18 protein-coding genes are annotated in these 20,833 nt (G+C 70.1%); 5 read left to right on the forward strand and 13 right to left on the reverse strand.

What is annotated here, in order from left to right; translation table 11 throughout:
* Nucleotides 1-32: 32 nt before the first annotated feature.
* Nucleotides 33-743, reverse strand: coding sequence for a hypothetical protein (locus tag HRC28_RS21775; RefSeq protein ID WP_182377458.1), 711 nt, complete (start codon nt 741-743; stop codon nt 33-35).
* Between the two features lie 153 nt (nt 744-896).
* On the opposite strand from HRC28_RS21775, the gene HRC28_RS21780 reads away from it, so the two are divergent.
* Nucleotides 897-1,883 carry a malate dehydrogenase gene (locus tag HRC28_RS21780; protein WP_056708202.1) on the forward strand — a complete coding sequence of 329 codons (987 nt, stop codon included), beginning with the start codon at nt 897-899 and terminating at the stop codon, nt 1,881-1,883.
* Nucleotides 1,884-2,021: 138 nt separating this feature from the next.
* On the opposite strand, the gene HRC28_RS25770 is transcribed toward HRC28_RS21780, so the two are convergent.
* From HRC28_RS25770 to HRC28_RS21805, 5 genes are all read right to left on the reverse strand, one after another.
* Nucleotides 2,022-2,486: a DUF3017 domain-containing protein gene (locus tag HRC28_RS25770; RefSeq protein ID WP_346010506.1), complete on the reverse strand. Its 465-nt coding sequence runs from the start codon at nt 2,484-2,486 to the stop codon at nt 2,022-2,024.
* The gene (locus tag HRC28_RS21790; protein ID WP_182377459.1) at nt 2,372-3,244 is read right to left on the reverse strand and encodes a bifunctional methylenetetrahydrofolate dehydrogenase/methenyltetrahydrofolate cyclohydrolase; all 873 of its coding nucleotides are present in this window, start codon (nt 3,242-3,244) and stop codon (nt 2,372-2,374) included. The genes HRC28_RS25770 and HRC28_RS21790 overlap by 115 nt, the downstream gene beginning before the upstream one ends.
* A gap of 13 nt (nt 3,245-3,257) precedes the next feature.
* The gene (purH, locus tag HRC28_RS21795) at nt 3,258-4,832 is read right to left on the reverse strand and encodes a bifunctional phosphoribosylaminoimidazolecarboxamide formyltransferase/IMP cyclohydrolase (protein WP_182377460.1); all 1,575 of its coding nucleotides are present in this window, start codon (nt 4,830-4,832) and stop codon (nt 3,258-3,260) included.
* A 126-nt stretch (nt 4,833-4,958) separates the two neighbouring features.
* On the reverse strand, nt 4,959-5,573 hold the full coding sequence (purN, locus tag HRC28_RS21800) for a phosphoribosylglycinamide formyltransferase (RefSeq protein WP_182377461.1): 615 nt from the start codon (nt 5,571-5,573) through the stop codon (nt 4,959-4,961).
* Nucleotides 5,574-5,591: 18 nt separating this feature from the next.
* On the reverse strand, nt 5,592-6,920 hold the full coding sequence (locus HRC28_RS21805; RefSeq protein WP_182377462.1) for a DUF6350 family protein: 1,329 nt from the start codon (nt 6,918-6,920) through the stop codon (nt 5,592-5,594).
* Between the two features lie 84 nt (nt 6,921-7,004).
* Here HRC28_RS21805 and HRC28_RS21810 point away from each other — a divergent pair, with 84 nt between their 5' ends.
* The 3 genes from HRC28_RS21810 to HRC28_RS21820 all read left to right on the forward strand — a co-directional run bounded on the left by HRC28_RS21810 (nt 7,005) and on the right by HRC28_RS21820 (nt 11,127).
* Complete coding sequence (locus HRC28_RS21810) at nt 7,005-8,981, forward strand: hypothetical protein (protein ID WP_182377463.1); 1,977 nt, start codon at nt 7,005-7,007, stop codon at nt 8,979-8,981.
* A gap of 123 nt (nt 8,982-9,104) precedes the next feature.
* A complete protein-coding gene (locus HRC28_RS21815) occupies nt 9,105-9,614 on the forward strand; it encodes a sigma-70 family RNA polymerase sigma factor (RefSeq protein WP_182377464.1) in 510 nt (169 codons plus the stop codon).
* Nucleotides 9,607-11,127 (forward strand): hypothetical protein, encoded by a 1,521-nt coding sequence (locus HRC28_RS21820; protein WP_182377465.1) that lies wholly within the window; start codon nt 9,607-9,609, stop codon nt 11,125-11,127. The genes HRC28_RS21815 and HRC28_RS21820 overlap by 8 nt, the downstream gene beginning before the upstream one ends.
* 61 nt (nt 11,128-11,188) lie before the next feature.
* On the opposite strand, the gene sucD is transcribed toward HRC28_RS21820, so the two are convergent.
* Nucleotides 11,189-12,085, reverse strand: coding sequence for a succinate--CoA ligase subunit alpha (sucD, locus tag HRC28_RS21825; protein ID WP_182377466.1), 897 nt, complete (start codon nt 12,083-12,085; stop codon nt 11,189-11,191).
* A gap of 11 nt (nt 12,086-12,096) precedes the next feature.
* Nucleotides 12,097-13,263: an ADP-forming succinate--CoA ligase subunit beta gene (sucC, locus tag HRC28_RS21830; RefSeq protein WP_182377467.1), complete on the reverse strand. Its 1,167-nt coding sequence runs from the start codon at nt 13,261-13,263 to the stop codon at nt 12,097-12,099.
* A 349-nt stretch (nt 13,264-13,612) separates the two neighbouring features.
* On the opposite strand from sucC, the gene HRC28_RS25175 reads away from it, so the two are divergent.
* The gene (locus HRC28_RS25175; RefSeq protein WP_202033146.1) at nt 13,613-14,746 is read left to right on the forward strand and encodes a M23 family metallopeptidase; all 1,134 of its coding nucleotides are present in this window, start codon (nt 13,613-13,615) and stop codon (nt 14,744-14,746) included.
* Between the two features lie 145 nt (nt 14,747-14,891).
* Here the strand turns inward: HRC28_RS25175 and pcrA are convergent, their stop codons facing one another.
* From pcrA to HRC28_RS21860, 5 genes are all read right to left on the reverse strand, one after another.
* Nucleotides 14,892-17,333 (reverse strand): DNA helicase PcrA, encoded by a 2,442-nt coding sequence (gene pcrA / locus HRC28_RS21840; protein ID WP_182377468.1) that lies wholly within the window; start codon nt 17,331-17,333, stop codon nt 14,892-14,894.
* Nucleotides 17,334-17,447: 114 nt separating this feature from the next.
* A complete protein-coding gene (locus HRC28_RS21845; RefSeq protein WP_182377469.1) occupies nt 17,448-17,807 on the reverse strand; it encodes a hypothetical protein in 360 nt (119 codons plus the stop codon).
* 41 nt (nt 17,808-17,848) lie between these two features.
* Nucleotides 17,849-18,685, reverse strand: a complete 837-nt coding sequence (locus tag HRC28_RS21850; protein ID WP_202033147.1) for a M15 family metallopeptidase — start codon at nt 18,683-18,685, stop codon at nt 17,849-17,851.
* Between the two features lie 11 nt (nt 18,686-18,696).
* Nucleotides 18,697-19,356 (reverse strand): response regulator transcription factor, encoded by a 660-nt coding sequence (locus tag HRC28_RS21855; RefSeq protein WP_182377470.1) that lies wholly within the window; start codon nt 19,354-19,356, stop codon nt 18,697-18,699.
* The gene (locus tag HRC28_RS21860) at nt 19,353-20,714 is read right to left on the reverse strand and encodes an ATP-binding protein (RefSeq protein ID WP_182377471.1); all 1,362 of its coding nucleotides are present in this window, start codon (nt 20,712-20,714) and stop codon (nt 19,353-19,355) included. Before HRC28_RS21860 ends, HRC28_RS21855 begins: the two co-directional genes overlap by 4 nt.
* Nucleotides 20,715-20,833: the final 119 nt, after the last annotated feature.

A 20,833-nucleotide genomic window follows, 5' to 3' on the forward strand; every position in this document is an offset into this window, starting at 1 on the left:
TCGTTCACGACGGGCCCCGTGTTCATTTCCGGCTACTTGCGGGTGAAGGACACGAGTACGACGACCTCGTCGCCCCCCGCGATCGTCTCCTCGCGGATCAGACCGGTGCCCTGTGCGTACAGCTTGTGCTCGACCAGGCCCGGCTCCAGCGGCGTGGTGTCCTCGGTCTCGAGCAGGTCCTTGAACGTGCCGGCCGGGACGGTCGCCGTGGCGTCGAGCGCCAGCACCGCAGCCTGGTCCTCGGCCTCGCCGCGCAGGTACTCCATCTTGTAGCCGTCACCGATCCGCGGAGCGGCCGCCATCGCCAGGCCGGCCTCGGCCCCCTCCACCCCGGCCTCCCAGGAACCTTCGGTCGAGGTCCCGCCTTCGTCGTACTCCGTGGTGGCCTCACCGAGGTACCAGACGTTGCCGTCGATGTCCTGGGCGAACCAGTCGAAGGTGTCCTCGACCAGCTCGCCCTCCGCATCCGTGACGACGTCGTGGACGACGGTGGCGGTGACGCCACCGATCGTGCGGGTCTCGTCGAGGACCGTGACCGTGATCTTCTCCACGCCGTCGCTCGACGTCGCCTCGTAGACCCACTCGTTGCCCGGCACCAGCGGCAGCCAGGGGTTGTCGATGCGGGGCACGAAGTCCGACGCGGTCAGGGCCGGCGTCGGGATCTCGAGTCCGTCGACGCCCGTGGGCGGGCTGGGCTCGGAGGCCGATCCACAGCCCGAGAGGGCTGTCGCGACCAGCGCCACAGCGACCACCGATGACCGACGTCGTGTCCACCCTGGAGAGCACCCTCGAGTCCACATGGCGTCATCGTCTCGCATCGTTGCCCGGGTCCCCACGCCTGCCCGGGCGCTGCTAGCGTCGCTGGCGTCCGCACGTATCCCCTTAGGAGTCCCCCTGTGAGCACCACCCCGCTCAAGGTGGCCGTGACCGGCGCAGCCGGCCAGATCGGCTACAGCCTGCTCTTCCGCATCGCCAGCGGCGCCATCGCCGGTGACCGTCCCGTCGAGCTCCGCCTGCTCGAGATCGAGCCGGCCCTCAAGGCCCTCGAGGGCGTCGTGATGGAGCTCGACGACTGCGCGTTCCCGAACCTCGCCGGCGTCGTGATCGGCTCCGACCCGGAGCAGGTCTTCGACGGCGTCAACCTCGCCCTGCTCGTCGGTGCCCGCCCGCGCGGCCCCGGCATGGAGCGCGGCGACCTGCTGGCCGCCAACGGCGCGATCTTCACCGCCCAGGGCAAGGCCCTGAACAAGGTCGCTGCTGACGACGTCCGCATCGGTGTCACCGGCAACCCGGCCAACACCAACGCGCTGATCGCCGCGACCAACGCTCCCGACATCCCCAAGGACCGGTTCTCGGCGCTCACCCGCCTCGACCACAACCGGGCGATCTCGCAGCTGGCCGCCAAGACCGGCTCCGACGTCACCGACATCAAGAAGATCACGATCTGGGGCAACCACTCGGCCACCCAGTACCCCGACATCTTCCACGCCGAGATCGGCGGCAAGAACGCTGCCGAGGTCGTGGGCGACCAGGCCTGGATCGCCGACACGTTCATCCCGACCGTCGCCAAGCGCGGCGCCGCGATCATCGACGCCCGTGGCGCCTCCTCGGCCGCCTCGGCCGCCTCGGCAACCTGCGACGCTGCCCGCGACTGGCTGAATGGCACCCCGGCCGGCGACTGGGTCTCCATGGCCGTCGTCTCCGACGGTTCCTACGGCGTCCCGGAGGGCCTCGTGTCCTCGTTCCCGGTCACCACCGCGAACGGCGACTGGAGCATCGTCCAGGGCCTCGAGATCGACGACTTCTCGCGCGGCAAGATCGACGCGTCCGTCGCCGAGCTCGCCGACGAGAAGGCTGCCGTCACGGAGCTCGGCCTCATCTGATTCGCGAGTTGGGGTTTGTAGCCCCCGAGTTGTACGAAAACGCCTGCACCCCGCGATCTTGGTCGCGGGGTGCAGGCGTTTTCGTACAAGTGGACGGGTGACAAACCCCAACTCGAGGGCGAGAAACCCCAACTCGCGCTAGACGGGTTGGTTGGGGATCGTCTGGGCCAGCGCGAACAGGGTGATCCCGATGGCCAGCAGGATCGCGACGTCCAGGAACCGATGGCGGATCGCGAGCATGCCGGCGTCCTTCTCGGGGAGCGCGAGCCGGAGTACGGCGGCGGCGCCGAGGACTCCGGAGATGATCCGGATGCCGAGCCGCCAGTCGGTGGTGGCCGCGACGACGACGCCCGCGAGGGTGCCCACCAGGATCGCGAGGTAGCAGAAACCACCGATCGTGGCCGGCGCCAGGCGTCGGGGCGCGCGCTCGCCGATCGGCAGCGGCTCCGGGTTGACCGGAACCGCGGATGCACCGTCCAGGTCGTCGTTCAGTGTGCTGCCTTCCGGCCGTCGTCTGCGGCCTGCTCGGCCATGGTGACCACGTTGGCGAGCAGCATCGCGCGGGTCATCGGACCGACACCACCCGGGTTGGGCGACACCCAGCCCGCGACACCCCAGACGTCGTCGGCGACGTCGCCAGCGATCTTGCCCTCGACCCGGCTGACGCCGACGTCGAGGACGGCCGCACCGGGCTTGACCATGTCGGCGGTGATGATGCCGGGCACGCCGGCAGCGGCCACCACGATGTCGGCCTCACGCACGTGGGCGGCCAGGTCGACGGTGCCGGTGTGGCACAGCGTGACCGTGGCGTTCTCGGAACGGCGGGTCAACAGCAGGCCGAGCGGGCGACCGACGGTGATGCCGCGGCCGACCACGACCACGTTGGCGCCCGCGATCGGGACCTCGTGGCGACGCAGCAGCTCGACGATGCCGTACGGCGTGCACGGCAGCGGCGCCTCGTTGCCGAGAACCAGCCAGCCGAGGTTGGTCGGATGGAGGCCGTCGGCGTCCTTGGCGGGGTCGATCAGGCCGAGGACGCGGTTCTCGTCACGGCCCCGCGGGAGCGGGAGCTGCACGATGTAGCCGGTGCAGGCCGGGTCCTCGTTGAGGGCCGCGACGGCGTCCTCGATCTCCTGCTGGGTGGCAACCTCGGGCAGGTCCACGCGGATCGACGCGATGCCGACCTCCGCGCAGTCCTTGTGCTTGCCGTTGACGTACCAGCGCGAGCCCGGGTCGTCACCGACCAGGACGGTGCCGAGGCCGGGCGTGATGCCCTGCTCCTTGAGCTTGGCGACCCGGACGCGGAGTTCGTCCTTGATGGCCGCCGCGGTCGCGGAGCCGTCGAGCTTCTGTGCAGTCACGGTGGTCATCCTGTCAGTGGGCAAAGTGACGCGTGCCGGTGAAGTACATGGTGACCCCGGCCGCCTCACAGGCAGCGATGGTCTCGTCGTCGCGCACCGAGCCACCCGGCTGCACGATCGCCTTGACGCCCGCGTCGAGCAGGATCTGCGGGCCGTCGGCGAACGGGAAGAAGGCGTCGGACGCGGCGACCGAACCGGTGGCCCGCTCCCCCGCCCGCGTCACCGCGAGCTTGCAGGAGTCGACCCGGTTGACCTGCCCCATGCCGATGCCGACCGACGAACCGCCGGTGGCGAGCAGGATGGCGTTGGACTTCGCAGCCCTCACCGAGCGCCACGCGAATGCGAGGTCGGCGAGGGTCTGCTCGTCGGCCGCCTGGCCGGTCGCGAGGGTCCAGTCGGCCGGGTCGTCGCCGTCGGCCTGGAAGCGGTCGGCGTGCTGCATCAGCAGGCCCCCGCTGATCGGACGGGTCTCGACGCCACCCTGCGCGAGCGGCTCGGCGACGAGGATCCGGATGTTCTTCTTTCCCTGCAGGACCTCGACCGCGCCTTCGTCGTACCCGGGGGCGACGATGACCTCGGTGAAGATCTCGGCGACCTGCTCGGCCATCTGCTTCGAGACGTTCACGTTGGTCGCGATCACGCCACCGAACGCGGAGACCGGGTCGCACTCGTGGGCACGGCGGTGGGCCTCGGCCACGTCGACACCGACGGCGATGCCGCACGGGTTGGCGTGCTTGATGATCGCCACCGTCGGGGCGTCGCCGTGGTCGTACGCCGCCCGGCGGGCCGCGTCCGTGTCGACATAGTTGTTGTACGACATCTCCTTGCCGTGCAGCTGCTCGGCGGCCGCGAGGCCGCCGGGGCCGAAGCCGTTGCGGTAGAGAGCGGCCGGCTGGTGCGGGTTCTCGCCGTAGCGCAGCACTGCGGACTTGTCGTAGGTGCCACCGACCCATGCCGGGAAGCCGGTGCTGACGCCGTCCTCGACGGTGCTGTCGGTGAGGACACTGCCCATCCACGAGGCGACCTGGACGTCGTACGTCGCCGTGTGGACGAACGCCTTGGCGGCCAGCGCCTTGCGCTCCTCGAGGGTGAAGCCACCCTCCTGCGTCGCGGCAAGCGCGCGGGCGTAGTCGGCGCCGTCGGTGACGATCGCGACCGAGGGGTGGTTCTTCGCGGCGGCGCGGACCATGGAGGGGCCGCCGATGTCGATCTTCTCGATGCAGTCGTCGATGCCGGCGCCGGAGGCGACCGTGGCGGCGAACGGGTAGAGGTTCACCACGACGATGTCGAACGGCGCGACCTCGAGCTCCTCGAGCTGCTGCACGTGTTCGGGCAAGCGGCGGTCGGCGAGGATGCCGGCGTGGACGCGCGGGTGCAGCGTCTTCACACGGCCGTCGAGGCACTCGGGGAAGCCGGTGAGGTCCTCGACCTTCGTGACGGGCAGCCCGAGGCTGTCGATCAACGCGGCCGAGCCGCCGGTCGAGACGAGTTCGACGCCGGCGTCGTGGAGGCCGCGGACGAGGTCCTCGAGGCCGGTCTTGTCGAAGACGGAGATCAGTGCCCGCTTGATGGCGATCCGGTCAGTCATGGCGATTTAAGTTTCCTCATCGGTCGATGCCAGTCGATGAGGGCACCCAGGCGATCGATGCCGACTCGTCACTCCCTGGTGGTTGCCCACCTGCGCCAGTCGTGTGCCGGTGATTCTACTTCTGACTCAGCCTCCGAAGCGAACCCGGCGACCCTCGACCGAGAAGCCCTCTCGGGCCATCTTGCCGACGGCGTCAACCAGCATCGCCCGTTCGGCCACCTTGATCCGCTCGTGGAGGGTCGCTTCGGTGTCGTCGTCGTCGACCGGAACGGCGGTCTGGGCGACGATCGCGCCGGTGTCGACCCCCGCGTCCACGATGAACAGCGTCGCCCCAGTCACCTTGACGCCGTACTCCAGCGCCTCGCGCGGCCCGTGCATCCCGGGGAACGACGGCGACAGCGCCGGATGGGTGTTGACCGTCCGTCCGCCGAAGGCGTCGAGGAAGGTGGTGCCGACCAGTTTCATGAACCCGGCGAGTACGACGACGTCCGGCTCGAAGGCGCCCACCTTGTCCGCCAGGGCGCGATCCCAGTGCTCGCGGGAGGTGTAGTCCTTCACCTTCGCGGTGAAGGTCGGCACGCCCGCGGCTTCTGCCCGGGTCAGGCCCGCGATGTCCTCGCGGTCCGCACCCACGGCGACGACCTTCGCGCCGTAGGACTCGTCGGCGCACGCGTCCAGCAAAGCCTGGAGGTTCGTGCCCGAGCCGGACACGAGGACGACGAGGCGGGTGGGCGATGGCACGGCCCGGAGTCTAGGGCGTCAGCGGCGGAAGGGGATGCGCGGCAGTCGGCCGCGAACAGCACCGAGCCGCGAGGTGAGCCAGTCGCCGCCGTCGCGCTGCCACCAGCAGACGAGCAGCGCCCCGGCCACGCCGCCGATCCCGAAGGAGGTGATCGCGTGGAGCAGGACGTCGAAGGTGTACGGCCCGACGTCGCTCATCCGGCCGGGGCCGACGGCTCCGCCGGCGAACGCCGTCAGCATCGCGAGTACGACGCCCGCGGTGATGCCGCCTGCGCAGCCGCGGATCGCGGCGCGATCCCAGGCCAGGACGGGCCGGTCGCGCTGCACGCGGCCGGCGATGACCGCGGCAACGATGACGGGGATGACCATCAGCCAACCGGTCCACCACGGGGTCGGTCCCTGGTCGGGCAGTGCCGCCAGGAGGGGGAACATCGGGAGCGGGCCGAGGACGACCAGGCTCGTCGAGACGGTGGTGCCGGTGCCGACGGTGAAGCCGGGGCCCAGGACGTAGGAGCTGGAGAACAGCATCGCGTTCGGCAGGACCGCGGCGGTGGCGAGCGCCATCAACGCGATGGCGCCGGCGTCGGCGTGCAACTGGGAGACGACGTTGGCGGCGGTCGAGAAGTCCACGACGAAGGCCGCAAAGAGCGCGAAGAGGCTGATCGCGAACCAGGTGCGCAGGATCCGCCACGACACCAGCGCGACGTCGCGCACCGCGTCCGGGATGACGGGCAGCCAGATCGAGGCGCGACCGGAACCGAGAGCGATGGCCGGCAGGCCGGCCAGCCCGCCGATCAGGATCGACCAGAGCACGACACGCGCCGGGTTCGGCGACGACGCGGCGGTCGAGGCCAGCGCGCAGGCGACGACACCCACGACGGCGTACCCGGTGGTGAACAGTCCGGCCGCGATCGGGACCGTCCAGTCCCGCTCTCCGTCGGCGATCCGGGCGGCGTCGGGGCCATGCCCGGAGACCGATTCGCCGACCCGGCGGCCGACCCGCCAGGTCGCCCAGGCGCAGAGCAGGGTCAGGCCGAGCGGGATCGCGGTCAACCGGATGCCCTCGACCGCAAGGGTCGAGCCGTGGGCGGCCAGCCAACTGTGGGCGCCGACGCGCAGGGCACCGCTCGGGCTGCCTTCCTCGCCTGCATTGGTGAGGAACCAGCCGACGACGGCGACCGCCATGCAGACCAGGAGCGGTCCCCCGGCGGCCAGCGCGCCGCCGATGCTCGCCGTAGGAACCAGCGGTCGACTCGTGGCGAGGTCCTGACGCAGCGCGGCATCGGTCCGACCGCGCGAGGCGGTCCGGGAGGTGCTGCGCGCCGAGGAGGACTGGAGCGACGTCATGGTGCATCCATCTTCACGCTCCGACCCTGACCGAGGCGGGTCGCCACGCCGCAACAACCCCGATGGTCGTACGGTTGTCGGGTCATGACCGTGTCTCGCCCGAACGCCGCTCCGTCGCCCGACGCCCGGCCCGACGCCCAGCCCGGCGGCAAGCCGTCGTACGTCAACAACGCGGACCTCACCGCGAGTTTCGACGCCTTCTACCGCGACGCGCGGGACCGGTTGCTGCTGCAGACGTTCGCCCTCACCGGAGACCTTTCGGTGGCCCGCAGCGCGGTCCGGGAGGCGTACGTCGTCGCGTGGCACCACTGGCGCAAGACGTCCCGTCTGGCCGACCCGGAGATGTCGGTGCGACCGGCCGCGTGGCGCAAGGCGCTGCGCCGCAGCAGCACCCGCCCCCTGCGCCGCCGCAAGGATCTCGACGAGCAGAGCCGCAGGATCCTGGACGCCCTGGCCGCGCTCACCCTCGTCCAGCGCAAGGCGCTGCTGCTCACCCAGCTCGCGGCGGTCTCGATGGATGAAATGGCCCACGAGATCGGCCTGCCGCTGGAAGCCGCCGAGCGTGAACTCCAGCTGGGCGCGGCGCAACTGGCCACCCAGCTGGACATCCCGACCTCAGCCATCCCGTTGTCGTTCAACTCGCTGGCGCCCGCTACGCGCAGCGTCGCCTGGCCGCGGGTCACGATCATCCGCCGCGCCGGTATCGCCCGCCGCCGCGCCCACACCATCGTCGGCAGCGCGACGGCCGTGGTCGCGCTCGTCGCCAGCGGCGCCGTGGCGATGGATGCCACCGGCGCCCGCCCGACCCTGCACCGTGACGACATCCCCGCGGCGACGGCACCACCGCCCTCCGGCCCCGCCATCAACACGCTGCCCGACACCGCCCTGGTGCAGCTCCAGACCGTCGAGGACGCAATCCCCGGACGGGGCTGGCAACTGAGCGGCACCGTCGACAACTCCACCGGCAACGGCCGGGTCCTCCCCTGCCAGCCGGAGCGGTACGCCGACCCGCAGGGCACCGCCGCCTGGGTCCGCGCGTTCCGCAACGCCCCGCCCAAGACCGCTACCCGCACGGTCATCCAGTTCGCCGAGGCGTCCGCCGCCGAGCCGCGGGCGATCCGCACCTATCGGCGCACCCTGCGCTGGCTCACGTCGTGCCCGACGCCCGCCGACGACCCGTCCGCGATCCCGCGCATCCAGTTGGTCAGCACGGCCGACCTGCCCGGCGTCGGCGACCAGGCGAGCCTGATGGTGCTGCGCTCGCGCGCCAACAACACGAAGTACGTCGTCGGCGTCGCCCGCTCCGGTCTGTTCACCACGACCACGTCGATCGCAACCACGACCGCGGCCGCAGGCGTGCGGCGCGAGAACGTCGCCGCCCTGCTGGTCGCTGCCGTCAACCGACTCTGCGCGCTGGCTGATGGCGGCGCATGCGCATCGACGAAGCCGAAGCTGGTCAACCGGGCGGCGTACCCGGTCGGCAAGGTGCCGTGGATGCTGTCCGAGGTCGACCTGCCGCCGCTGAGCAGGGACCAGGGCCCATGGGTCGGCACCCCGCCGACCGCGCTGACCGAGGACCGGGTCGACTCCGGCGCGATCGGCTGCACGACCGCCCATCTCTTCGGCACCTTCCGGAAGACGAAGATCCAGGGCAACCAGTTCCGCACGTTCGTCCTGAGCGAGTCGAAGCTCCCGCCGGAGGTCGGACTGACCCAGACCGTCGGGGCGCTCCCGGTCACGACCGCACGTGCGTTCGTGAGTCGCATCCGCGAGCAGATCGCGGCCTGCCCGGACCTCGACAAGAGCGCCGGCACCGAGGTGAAGCGGCTCGCCAACAGCGGCGGCGGCAAGAGCGCGCTGACCGCCTGGCGCCTCAGCACCGCCCTGCCCGGCGACCGCACGGTCGAGTACGACGTCGCGGTGCTCCGGAGCGGCACGTCGGTCTCGCTGCTCGTGTTCGTTGCCGCGCCCCGCGCCCGGATCGCCGAGAGCGACTTCGTGGCGCTCGCCCGCCGTACCCTCGAGCGGCTCGCCGCCATGGCGCCGTACAAGGCCGGCTGACCGACCCTCGCCGTACCCTCGGAAAAAGATTCCGAGATCGGATGCAACCCCGCCCCCTGGGCAGGCGTATCACTCCCGACAGCCCCGCTCGGGGCGCGCAGATCGGTCCGTGAGGAGGTCGACGTGGAAGCGAACGAGTTCGACGAGTTCTATGCAGCGTCGTTCCGACGGGTGACCGGCCAGGTCTACGCGATGATCGGGGACTTCGATGAGGCCACCGAATGTGTCCAGGAGGCGTTCGCTCGCGCTTGGGCCCACCGTCGCAAGCTGGACAAGGCCGAGTACCCGGAAGCCTGGGTTCGCACCACCGCCTACCGCATCGCGGTGAGCAGGTGGCGCCGTCGCAAGCGCGGTGAGCGCTCGCCCGACCGGGCGGTCGGCCACAGCGGCGTCGCTCCGGCGGTCGACGAGTCGCACGTCGCCCTCGTGGCCGCCCTCAAGCAGTTGCCCGAGGCCCAGCGCCAGGCGCTGGTCCTGCACCACATCGCCGACCTCCCGGTGCAGCAGGTTGCTGCCGAGGTGGGCGTCCCTGAAGGAACCATCAAGGCCCGGCTCAGCCGGGGACGCGTGGCCCTGGCCGCGCTGCTGGCCGATGAAACCGGCCTCGCGGGAGGGGGGATGACCCATGTCTGACCACTACACGGGCGACGACCCGATCAACGATCTGTCCCGGTTCGGCGACGACTTCAGCACAGGAACAGGAGGTGCCATGCCACTCCCCGCAGCCGCCGTGCGACGCCGCGGCGACCAGATCCGCCGTCGTCGTACCGCCCTCGTGGCGGGCGCCTCGGCCCTCGCTGTCGCCGCTGTGACTGTCCCGATCTTCGCGATCGTCGGCGGTGACCCGAAGGCCGACAGCAACAACGACATCGCCGACGACAACAAGACCTCCCAGTCGCTGAGCGCCGAGGACCTGCTCCGCGACGCGGACACGGAATACTCCCCGACCGACGAGACGCCGTGGCGCACCAGCGAGACCTTCGAGGGCGACGGCCAGGCTCTGTACAACCCGTGCCAGAAGCAGGCGCTCAGTGACCTCGGCGCGACGAACAGCTTCACCCGTGCGTTCACCTGGGGCGACACCGAACCGCTCGGCGGAACCGGCCTGGTCGAGCAGATCGCCGAGTTCGACTCCCCCGCGGATGCTCGCTCGGCCTACGACACCTTCGCGCAGTGGATCATCGACTGCGAGATCACCGACGCCGACCGCACCAACGTCGTGCCCGAGGGACGGGCCGTCGCGCTGCCCTCCGGCGACGCCGTCATCTATGACCTGAACTGGAGCCTCGAGCCAGAGTCCGAGGACCCGTTCGGCGACAGCAGCTACATCAGCGAGACCGGGCTCGTGCTGCAGGACGACCGGATCGCGGTGATCGCGGTGACGATCAACGGCCAGGACTACAACTTCCTCGACGAGGAGGGCGGCACCCCGGTCAAGCGGATGATCCCGAAGGCAGCCGAGCGACTGCGGCCCGGAACCGGCCAGCCCGCAGCACCGGAGACGACCGAGACGGTCGAGCCGCCGGAGACGACCGGTACGCCGGGCCCCGGCGCCTCCGGCTCCAGCGGCGCCGTCAACCCCGCGATCTACGACGCTTTCCCGCTGACGCTGGGCCTGCCCGACGACAGCGAGGCCGAGCCCGGAGAAGAAGGCATCGTCGGGCCCGCGCGTGACATCGACCGTCTCCCCCTCGAGGCGTGCGACGTCGCCTTGCCCGACGCTCCGCACGCCGACCAGCTCATGGCGGGCTGGCAGAACATCGAGGACTACCGCACGCGGCAGTTGACGACGTACTCCAGCGTCGACCAGGCGATTGCGGCCGCCGACGAGATCCGCGCCCTCTACGCGGGCTGCCCGAGCGACGAGACGCGCGCCGACGGGTACACCCCGTTCTGGCAGGTCCGTGACACCAACGTCGGCGGGCAGTCGTTCGTCGTCTTCGGCTGGGACGAGTTCGAGGGCGCACCGACGACCTTCGGGGAAACCCTCCTCGTCGTCCGCGTCGGGATCTCGGTGCTGGTCGTGGCCCACTCCGGTCACGGCGGCAACCCGCAGGGTCGGGAGCAGGAAGTCATCGACCAGATCACGACGGAGTCTGCGGACGTCATCGGTGAACTGTGCGTCTTCACCGAAGCCCGTTGCTGATCGGTCCGCAAGACGCACGAAACCCCGCCACTCGCGAGAGTGGCGGGGCTTCGTCGTTGACTCAGAGAGCCTGAAGGATCTCCCGCGCCAGGGCAGCGGTCGCGGACGGCGTCTTGCCGACCTTGACGCCGACGGCCTCGAGGGCCTCCTGCTTGGCAGCCGCGGTACCGGCCGAGCCGGAAACGATGGCGCCGGCGTGGCCCATCGTCTTGCCCTCGGGGGCGGTGAAGCCCGCGACGTAACCGACGACCGGCTTGGTGATGTTGTCCTTGATGTACAGCGCCGCACGCTCTTCGGCGTCGCCGCCGATCTCGCCGATCATGACGATCACCTTGGTCTCCGGGTCCTCCTCGAAGGCCTGGAGAGCGTCGATGTGCGTGGTGCCGACGATCGGGTCGCCGCCGATGCCGATGGCGGTCGAGAAGCCGAAGTCACGCAGCTCGTACATCATCTGGTAGGTCAGCGTGCCCGACTTCGACACGAGACCGACCGGGCCCTTGCCCGCGATGGTGTGCGGCGTGATGCCGGCCAGCGACTCACCGGGCGTGATGATGCCCGGGCAGTTCGGACCGATCATCCGGGTGGACTTGCCCTGCAGGTAGGACCACACCTCGGCGGAGTCCTGGACCGGCACGCCCTCGGTGATGACCACGATCAGCGGCATCTCGGCGTCAATCGCCTCGATGGCCGCGTCCTTGGTGAAGGCCGGCGGGACGAACAGGACCGACACGTTGGCGCCGGTCTCCTTCATCGCTTCCGCCACGGTGCCGAACACCGGGAGCTCCACGTCGGCGCCGTTGGCGTCCTTGTGGGTGACCGAGGTGCCGGCCTTGCGGGCGTTGACGCCACCGACGATCGTCGCGCCGGAGTCCATCATCAGGGCGGTGTGCTTGGCACCCATGCCACCGGTGATGCCCTGGACGATGATCTTGCTGTCCTTGTTCAGGTAAATGCTCATGTCTCGTCCCCTCAGGCGTTCGCGAGCTCGGCGGCCTTGTCGGCCGCTCCGTCCATCGTGTCGACAACGGTCACCAACGGGTGGTTGGCGTCGGCCAGGATCTGACGACCCAGCTCGACGTTGTTGCCGTCGAGGCGGACGACCAGCGGCTTGGTCGCTGCGTCACCGAGGAGCTCGAGGGCACCAACGATGCCCTTGGCGACCTCGTCACACGCGGTGATGCCACCGAAGACGTTCACGAAGACCGACTTCACCTGGGCGTCGTTGAGGATCACGTCGAGGCCGTTGGCCATCACCTCGGCGTTCGCACCGCCGCCGATGTCCAGGAAGTTGGCCGGCTTGACGCCGCCGTGGTTCTCGCCGGCGTACGCGACGACGTCGAGGGTCGACATGACCAGGCCCGCGCCGTTGCCGATGATGCCCACGGCACCGTCGAGCTTGACGTAGTTGAGGCCGAGCGCCTTGGCCTTCGCCTCGAGCGGGTCGGCCTCGTCGCTGATCTCGAAGTGCTCGTGGTCCGGGTGGCGGACCTCGGAGGCGTTCTCGTCGAGCGAGACCTTGCCGTCGAGGGCTTCCAGCTTGTCACCGGCGAGCCGCGCGAGCGGGTTCACCTCGACGAGCGTGGCGTCTTCCTCGACGAAGACCTTGTAGAGGTTCTCGATCATCACGACGGCCTGCTCGAAGACGGGCTCCGGGAAGCCGGCCTCGGTCGCGATCTCGCGGGCCTTGACTGCGTCGACGCCCTTGCCGGGGTCGATGGCGATCTTCTTCACGGCGTCGGGGTTGGTCTTCGCGACCTCTTCGATCTCGACACCACCCTCGACGGACGCGATGCAGAGGTACTGGCGGTTCGACCGGTCCAGCAGGAAGGAGAAGTAGTACTCCTCCTCCGGCGGGGTGGCCGGCGTGATCAGGACCCGGTTGACCGGGAGATCCTTGATCGTGAGGTTCAAGATGTCGGTCGCGTACTGGAACGCCTCGTCGGGCGTCTTGGCGATCTTGACGCCACCAGCCTTGCCGCGGCCGCCGGCCTTGACCTGCGCCTTGACGACGGTCACGCCGCCCAATTCTTCGGCGGCGGCCTTCGCTGCCTCGGGGGTCTCGACGACCACACCGAGGGTCGTCGTCACACCGTGCTTGGCGAAGAGCTCCTTCGCCTGATATTCCATCAGGTCCACTGCTACGTCCTCACATCTGGGTTCAGAGGGTGGTGCGCGCTGCGGCGCACCCGTCGGGCACACTAGTCCTGACTGGCGAGTAGGACGAGTCCGGCCCCAGCGACGTGACGCCAGTCACGGACTTCGCGCGGGTTACCCATGAGTCACTCAGCCGTTACGCGATTGTCCACAGACGACACCCCTTACGATTTCGGAGGCCGCCGGGCATCAGTTATGGTCGGTGACGCAAGTTTCACCTGGCCGCCACCCGGCGGTCACCTTGATCGAAGCCCCTCTCTCGGGCGCCTCGGACGAACAGGGCCTAGGTTGAAACGGCCTGCAGGATCGTCCCCCAAGGAGTCAGCAGTCGATGGGTAACCACCGAGCGGATCCCCGCGCAGCGCGCCGCCGCTCGACCTCCCGCGCCGAGACCACCGAGAAGTACGTCGGTAAGCGCATGGCTGGTCGAGTCGCCGAGCCCCCCGCCGCGACGCTCGACGTTCCCCCTGCTGCACCGATCATCCTGGCCGCGGTTGCTGCTCCCGCCCCTGCTCCTGTTCCTGTTCCGGTGCTGGCCCCGACGCCGGTCCCCGCCCTGACCCTGGTCGAGGCCGTGGGATCGCCGGCCTACCTGCCCGACCGCGCCCCCACCGTGGAACTGCCCGCGCTCCGCGACATCGCGCTGTTCGACCCGCTGACCGACTCGTCAGCCACCACGCTGCGGGCCATCCAGCCCACCGGCAAGCGCCGCGCCGTCAAGCACGCCGGCTCACGCGGACCGCTGTTCCGCGGCCTGCCCACGCTGCCCGTCGCCGTCGGCGTGGCCACCCTCGCCATTGCCATCGGTGGTGCCGTCGTCTCGACCGAGCCCGAGCTCGCGTCGGCGACCGACCACCTCACCGCCTCGAACGCCATGACCGGATCCTTCGGCAACGGCACCGTCGGCGGACGCTCGCAGAGCGTCAGCCGCGACTCGGACCGCGACACCCTCGCCCAGGCCGCCGGCACCGACCTCGTCGCCGAGGCCGAGCGCCACGCCGAGGAGCGCAACAGCGCGCTCGGCGAGCTCGCCCAAGCTGCCGAGAAGGAAGCCGCCGAGATCGCCCTCAACAAGTGGGTGCTCCCGCTCGACAACTACCGCCTCACGGCGACGTACGGCGAGTACGGCCTCTGGTCGAGCTACCACACCGGCCTCGACTTCGCCGCTCCCGGCGGCACCCCGATCCGCGCCGTCACCAACGGTGTGATCACCTCCGCCGGCTCCGACGGCGCCTACGGCAACAAGACCGTCCTCACCCTCGAGGACGGCACCGAACTGTGGTTCTGCCACCAGTCGTCCTTCGCCGTCTCCACCGGTGACACCGTCCGCAGCGGCGAGATCATCGGCTACGTCGGCAGCACCGGTCACGTCACCGGCCCGCACCTGCACCTCGAGGTCCGCCCCGGTGGCGGTGACCCGGTCGACCCCGACGCGGCCCTCCGCGTCCACGGCGTCACGCCGTAGTACTGCGCGAGCGCGTCTTCACCTCGGAGACGGCAGCAAGCTGCCGGGCGGCGGCTCTCGCCGCGCTGCCGCGCCGCCGTTGCCTTCCGTACGGGGCTGAGTTGGCCTGGCGGCATGCCGACAGTGTCACCCAGCGCCGACTCCCCTACAGCTTGTCGACCGGTGCGTAGCGCAGCAGCAGGCGCTTGACGCCGTCGGATCCGAAGTCGATCGAAGCGACGGACTTGTCGCCCGCTCCTTCGACGGACACGACGGTGCCGAGACCGAACGAGTCGTGGGTGACCTTGTCGCCCGGCGCCAGCACGGGGATCGCTCGCGCGGGCCGTGACTTGGCGGCCGCATCCGCACGGGCTGCGGCCGAACTGAAGTTGCGCCGGCCGGCCGCGGTGGGCTGGCCGAGCGGAGTGCTGCTGGAGCTGTAACCGGCGCCGGCGTACTCGCGACCGCTGGAGGCGTACGTCGGCCGCGACCACTGCGTCTGCTGGGCTTCGGTACGCCGCCAGTCGACGAGGTCGATCGGCAGCTCGGCGAGGAACCGGGAGGCCGGGTTGTGCGCGGGTGCGCCGAAGGCCGAACGAACGACCGCGCGGGAGACGTAGAGACGCTGGCGAGCGCGGGTGATGCCGACGTAGGCCAGCCGGCGCTCCTCCTCGAGCTCGGGACGGTCGCCGAGGGACCGTGAGTGCGGGAAGACGCCGTCCTCCAGCCCCGTCAGGAAAACGACCGGGAACTCCAGGCCCTTGGCGGTGTGCAGCGTCATCAAGGTGACCACGCCCTTGTCCTCAGGCGCGTCCGGGTCATCCTCGGGGGCGTCGGGGATCTGGTCGGCGTCGGCGACCAGCGCGACCCGCTCCAGGAAGTCACCGAGACCGGGCTCGACGATGCCGGCGTCCACGTCGGCAGGGTCGGCCGACGGACCAGCGACCGGGTCCTCGGCGAACTCGCGGGCCACGGCGACCAGCTCGCCGAGCGTCTCCAGCCGGCCCTCGTCCTGCATGTCGTCGGAGGCCTCGAGGCTGGCGAGGTACCCGGAACGGTCGAGCACCGTCTCCAGGATCACGTCGGGCCGCTCACGGGCCGCCACCATCTGCTGGAGGTCGTTGACCATGGTCACGAAGGCTTCGATCTGCGTCTGGCTGCGCGTCGCCAGGCCCGGCGCCTCGTCGGCGCGCTGCAGCGCCTCCCAGAAGCTGATCCGCTCACGGTCGGCGAACATCGTGATCGCAAGCACCGCCCGGTCACCGATCCCCCGCCGCGGCGTGTTCAGGATGCGTCGTACGGAGATCGCGTCGTCGGGGTTGACCAGCATCCGCAGGTACGCGAGGGCATCGCGGATCTCCTTGCGGTCGTAGAAGCGCGTACCGCCGACGACCTTGTACGGCTGGCCAGTGCGGATGAAGATCTCCTCGAACACCCGCGACTGTGCGTTGGTCCGGTAGAACACAGCGACGTCCGAGGGGCGCAGGCCGCCATCGGTGAGCTTGTCGATCTCGCCGGACACGAAGCGGGCCTCGTCGTGCTGGTCGTCGGCGACGTACCCGACGATCTTCTCGCCGTCGCCCGCGTCGGACCACAGACGTTTCGGCTTGCGGCTCTCGTTGCGTTCGATGACCGCGTTGGCGGCGCTGAGGATGGTCTGGGTGGAGCGGTAGTTCTGCTCGAGCAGCACCGTGCGCGCGTCGGGGAAGTCCTGCTCGAAGTCCATGATGTTGCGGATGTCAGCGCCCCGGAAGGCGTAGATCGACTGGTCGGCGTCACCGACGACCATCAGCTCGGCCGGCGGCACCCGATCGGCCGGAACGCCGTCGAGGGTGTCGGGGTCCGTCTCCTCGAACTGCTGGCCACAGAGCTGCTGGATGAGGGAGTACTGCGCGTGGTTGGTGTCCTGGTACTCGTCGACGAGCACGTGCCGGAACCGGCGCCGGTACGTCTCGCGCACCTCGGGCTTGAGCTGGAAGAGGCGGACGGTTTCCATGATCAGGTCATCGAAGTCGAAGGCGTTCTGCTCACGAAGCCGCCGCTGGTACTGCTTGTACGCCGCCGCATAGGTCTCGTCGCTGGAGTTGGTCGCCGCCGCGGCGACGTCGTCCGGGTCGCGCAGTTCGTTCTTGTGGTTGCTGATCCAGTGCAGCACCGGACCCGGCTGATAGCGGCGCGGGTCGATCTCGAGGTCGTTGAGGACCAGGGTGATCAGGCGCTTCTGGTCCTGGGTGTCGTAGATCGAGAAGTTCGACTTGAGCCGGTCGTAGCCGAGGTGCTCGACCTCCTTGCGCAGGATCCGCACGCAGGACGAGTGGAAGGTGCTGACCCACATGATCCGCGCGCGGTTGCCGACGAGGTCGCTGACCCGCTCCTTCATCTCGGCCGCAGCCTTGTTGGTGAACGTGATCGCGAGGATCGACCCGGGGTGCGCCTTGCGCACGGCGATCAGCCATGCGATCCGGCGGGTGAGCACCCGCGTCTTGCCCGAGCCAGCGCCGGCGACGACCAGCAACGGTGCGCCCTCGTGCTGAACGGCCTGTTGTTGCGGGTCGTTGAGGCCCTCGAGGAGAAGGTCTGCGGTAAGGGCCGGGGGCGTCGTACTCATGCTTCGGCCAGCCTACGGCGCGCTGCCGACGGAGTCGGTCCTGGGACGCACGCACCAACCAGATTCGTCGTCAGAACGGCTCAACCACGACAAATTCGGGTGGTGAACCGGGAATCAGGAGCTGTGCACGGGCGACCACAGCACGGCGACGCCGACCTCGATGATCGCGAGCGCCAGGAGGCCGGCCCACAGGCCGTTGGGGATCTTCTCCTTGCGCATGTTCGCCATGACCAGGACCAGCAGGACCAGGCCGATGAGGAGCTTGACGGCAACCTTGCCGTGGTTGACCGGGTCATCGCCGCCCTCGAGGACGCCAACGAGCAGCAGGCCGGCGAGGAAGGCGGTGCCGACGCCGTCACGCATGACACCGGTGACCTTCTTCTCGCCCGGCCCGACCTGGGCGAGCAGTCCGCCGATCAGGGCCGAGAAGCCCAGGATGTGAACGATCAGCAGGATCAGGCGCACGGTCTCCATGCCCGAACTCTAGAGCGTGCGAGCGCCGCCGCCCGCGAAGGTCAGCGGCCCGTCGCGGTGAAGTGCTGGTAGTCCTTCAGCGAGTTCCACGACCCGCCCCAGCTCCAGCCGATCCGCGCGAACTCCCGCACGACCAGGTCGCCGGAGTGAATGATGCCGGGCTGGCTGCGTGAGCGGTCGAGGTACGCCGACGCGCGCTCCGGCAGGACCAGGTCGCCCTTGGCGTACGGGTTGAGGAACGGGTTGACGTCGATCGCCAGGCCGTAGGCATGCGCCGACCAGGTGGTGGTGCCGCGCGCAGCGCGACACACCAGCGCGGCGGTGTTGTTGCCGTCGCCGGTGGGCGGCGCATCGAGGTCGGCCGTGGTCGGCAGCCGCATCTCCTCGATCGGGAAGTCGGCGGCGAACAGCGTCTTGAACACCGACACGACGCCCGTGGCCTCGTCGGCCGCGACCACGAGTTCACCGGTGTGGGCCTTGCCGTCGAAGCCACGGAACGTGACGTTGAGGTAGCGCAGACCTTCGAGACCCACCGGACAGGCCTCGGACCAGGTCGCCCCCATCCGCGTGCGGATCGCTGCGGTGATCGGGCCGATGGCCGAGTGGAAGACGTCGTCGGTCGGAGCCGGAAGCAGATCCGTGGTCGGGAAACGACGCACCCGCAGGGCCTTCGGCGTCGGCTGGATCTCGCCGAAGCCGTCGGCGTCGACGGGCAGGAGGTGCACGCCGAGTTCCCAGTTCGAGTACGACGGCCCGGGGTCGGTTGCGCTCGGGGTCGGCGAGCCCGATGTGGCAGGTGTCGTGGTCGGATCGGCGGTCGGGGGCGTCGTACCGCTGGAGCAGCCGGCGGCCAGGGCCGCCGACGCGACCACCGCCACCAGGCTGCCCCTCACAGCAGCCTGCGGTCCGATGCCCAACGGGTCAGCTCGTGCCGGGAGGAGAGCTGCAGCTTCCGCAGCACCGAGGACATGTGGGTCTCCACGGTCTTGATCGAGATGAACAGCTCCTTGGCGACCTCCTTGTAGGAGTAGCCGCGGGCGATCAGCCGCATCACTTCGCGTTCCCGCTCGGTGAGTCGGTCGAGGTCCTCGTCGACGCTGGCCAGATCCGCCGAGATGCCGGCACCCGCGAACGCGTCGAGCACGAATCCCGCGAGCCGCGGGGAGAACACAGCGTCGCCCTCGGCCACGCGGCCGATGGCGTCGACCAGTTCGGGGCCGGTGATCGTCTTGGTGACATAGCCGCGGGCACCGCCCCGGATCGTGCCGATGACGTCCTCGGCAGCATCGGAGACCGACAGGGCGAGGAACTTGATGTCGGAGTCGTTGACCCGGCGGATCACCTCGACCCCGCCACCACCGGGCAGGTGCACGTCCAGGAGTACGACGTCCGGCCGGTGTTCGAGCACAGCCGCCACCGCTTCGTCGACATCAGCGGCCTCGGCCACGACGTCGACGCGACCGACGCCCGTGGAGCCGAGCTCGGCACTGACGCCCCGGCGGAACATGGCGTGGTCGTCGACGACGACCACGCGGACGGGCTGGCTCATGGGTCTCCCTGCTGGTTGTGCTGGTCGTGGTTCTGGTCGGCCTTCTGGTCGGCCTTCTGGTCGGCCCTCGCGTCGGCCTTGTGGGGCAGGTGCAATCGCACCTCGGTGCCCTCGCCGGGTGCGGACCTGATTTCGGCGCGCCCGCCGTGCCGCTCCATGCGGTCGATGATGCTCCGACGCACGCCGAGGCGGTCCTCGGGGGTGGCGTCCGGGTCGAAACCGATGCCGCGGTCACGGACGAACACGTCGATGCCGCCGGGCGTGATCTCGGCATAGACGTCCACCCGCGGTACCCCGGCGTGCTTGGCGGCGTTGGAGGTCGCCTCGCGGGCTGCGGCGACGATCGGGCGAGCGGCCTCGTCGTAGTCGCAGTCGCCCACGGCGACCACGTCGACCGCGATGCCGTAGGAGTCCTCGATCTCGGCCGCCGCCGAGCGCAGGGCGCTGGCGACCGTGGCCTCGTCGAGCGACTCCCCCGTGAACAGCCACGCCCGCAGGTCGCGCTCCTGCGCGCGGGCCAGACGGGCCGCGTCGGCAGGGTTCTTCTGGATCAGGGCCAGGGTCTGCAGCACGGAGTCGTGGAGGTGCGCAGCCACGTCGGCCCGCTCCTGGGTGCGCACCCGCTCCTCACGCTCCCCACTGAGTTCGGCAATCAGCCGGTAGACGAAGGGGCCGAGCACGATCGCGATGCCACCGATGCCCAGCAGGATCGCGACGGTCGCGTCCCGGGCGAGCGACAAGGATCCGTCGCGGAGCGCGAAGAGGACCAGGGCGATGACGACCAGTGCGACGCCGGCCGCGATCCGCGCCCAGGCTGCCCAACCGCCGCCACCGAGCACGACCCGGATCGGGTCGACCTTGCCGGTCGCGTCGAGGAAGCGTTCGCGCTGCGCCTCGTCGGCCTGGCGCCACAACAGGGCCACGCCCGCGACCGCGATGCCCAGCGGCCACACCCACCAGCCATTGCCCAGCACGGCGCCGGTCGCGAAGATCGCGCCGATGCCGAGGGCGGACAGGGTGATGACCGGCCCGATGTCCGACAACCGCCGGGCCCGGCCGGGACGACGCCCGTCCCGGGTTGCGCTCTCGAGTCCGGGGGCGAGCACCCAGGGCGGCGGTCCGGCGGGAAGCATGGCCCACAGGGCGGCGTACGCAGCGACACCGGAGCCGCCCGCGAGGGTCGCCGCGACGAACGCCACCCGGACCCACACCACCGAGACACCCAGGTGGGCTGACAGGCCCGACGCCACGCCACCGAGCACCGGACTGCGCAGGTCGCGCCACGCGCGCCGTACGTCGTGGTTCGCGGGGAGCGGGCCCGGCGCGGGCGCGCCGGCCGTGGTCAGAGGGCTTGTCATGATGCATCCATCGTCACACAGCGCACCCCGTGGGAGCAGGGGGAACGACCCTGATCCGACCCTGACACCGACCCCTGCTCGATGCGGCAGGATCAGGGCAGTCCCCGATGGTGCGCAGG

This window comes from Nocardioides sp. WS12, from assembly GCF_014108865.1.
GTDB lineage: Bacteria > Actinomycetota > Actinomycetes > Propionibacteriales > Nocardioidaceae > Nocardioides.

Excerpts from the sequence above, each read along its gene's own strand:
- purH (WP_182377460.1), bottom strand. The coding sequence starts at position 4,832 with ATGACTGACCGGATCGCCATCAAGCGGGCACTGATCTCCGTCTTCGAC.
- HRC28_RS21805 (WP_182377462.1), bottom strand. The coding sequence starts at position 6,920 with ATGACGTCGCTCCAGTCCTCCTCGGCGCGCAGCACCTCCCGGACCGCC.
- HRC28_RS21810 (WP_182377463.1), top strand. The coding sequence starts at position 7,005 with ATGACCGTGTCTCGCCCGAACGCCGCTCCGTCGCCCGACGCCCGGCCC.
- HRC28_RS21820 (WP_182377465.1), top strand. The coding sequence starts at position 9,607 with ATGTCTGACCACTACACGGGCGACGACCCGATCAACGATCTGTCCCGG.
- sucD (WP_182377466.1), bottom strand. The coding sequence starts at position 12,085 with ATGAGCATTTACCTGAACAAGGACAGCAAGATCATCGTCCAGGGCATC.
- HRC28_RS25175 (WP_202033146.1), top strand. The coding sequence starts at position 13,613 with ATGGGTAACCACCGAGCGGATCCCCGCGCAGCGCGCCGCCGCTCGACC.
- pcrA (WP_182377468.1), bottom strand. The coding sequence starts at position 17,333 with ATGAGTACGACGCCCCCGGCCCTTACCGCAGACCTTCTCCTCGAGGGC.
- HRC28_RS21845 (WP_182377469.1), bottom strand. The coding sequence starts at position 17,807 with ATGGAGACCGTGCGCCTGATCCTGCTGATCGTTCACATCCTGGGCTTC.
- HRC28_RS21855 (WP_182377470.1), bottom strand. The coding sequence starts at position 19,356 with ATGAGCCAGCCCGTCCGCGTGGTCGTCGTCGACGACCACGCCATGTTC.
- HRC28_RS21860 (WP_182377471.1), bottom strand. The coding sequence starts at position 20,714 with ATGACAAGCCCTCTGACCACGGCCGGCGCGCCCGCGCCGGGCCCGCTC.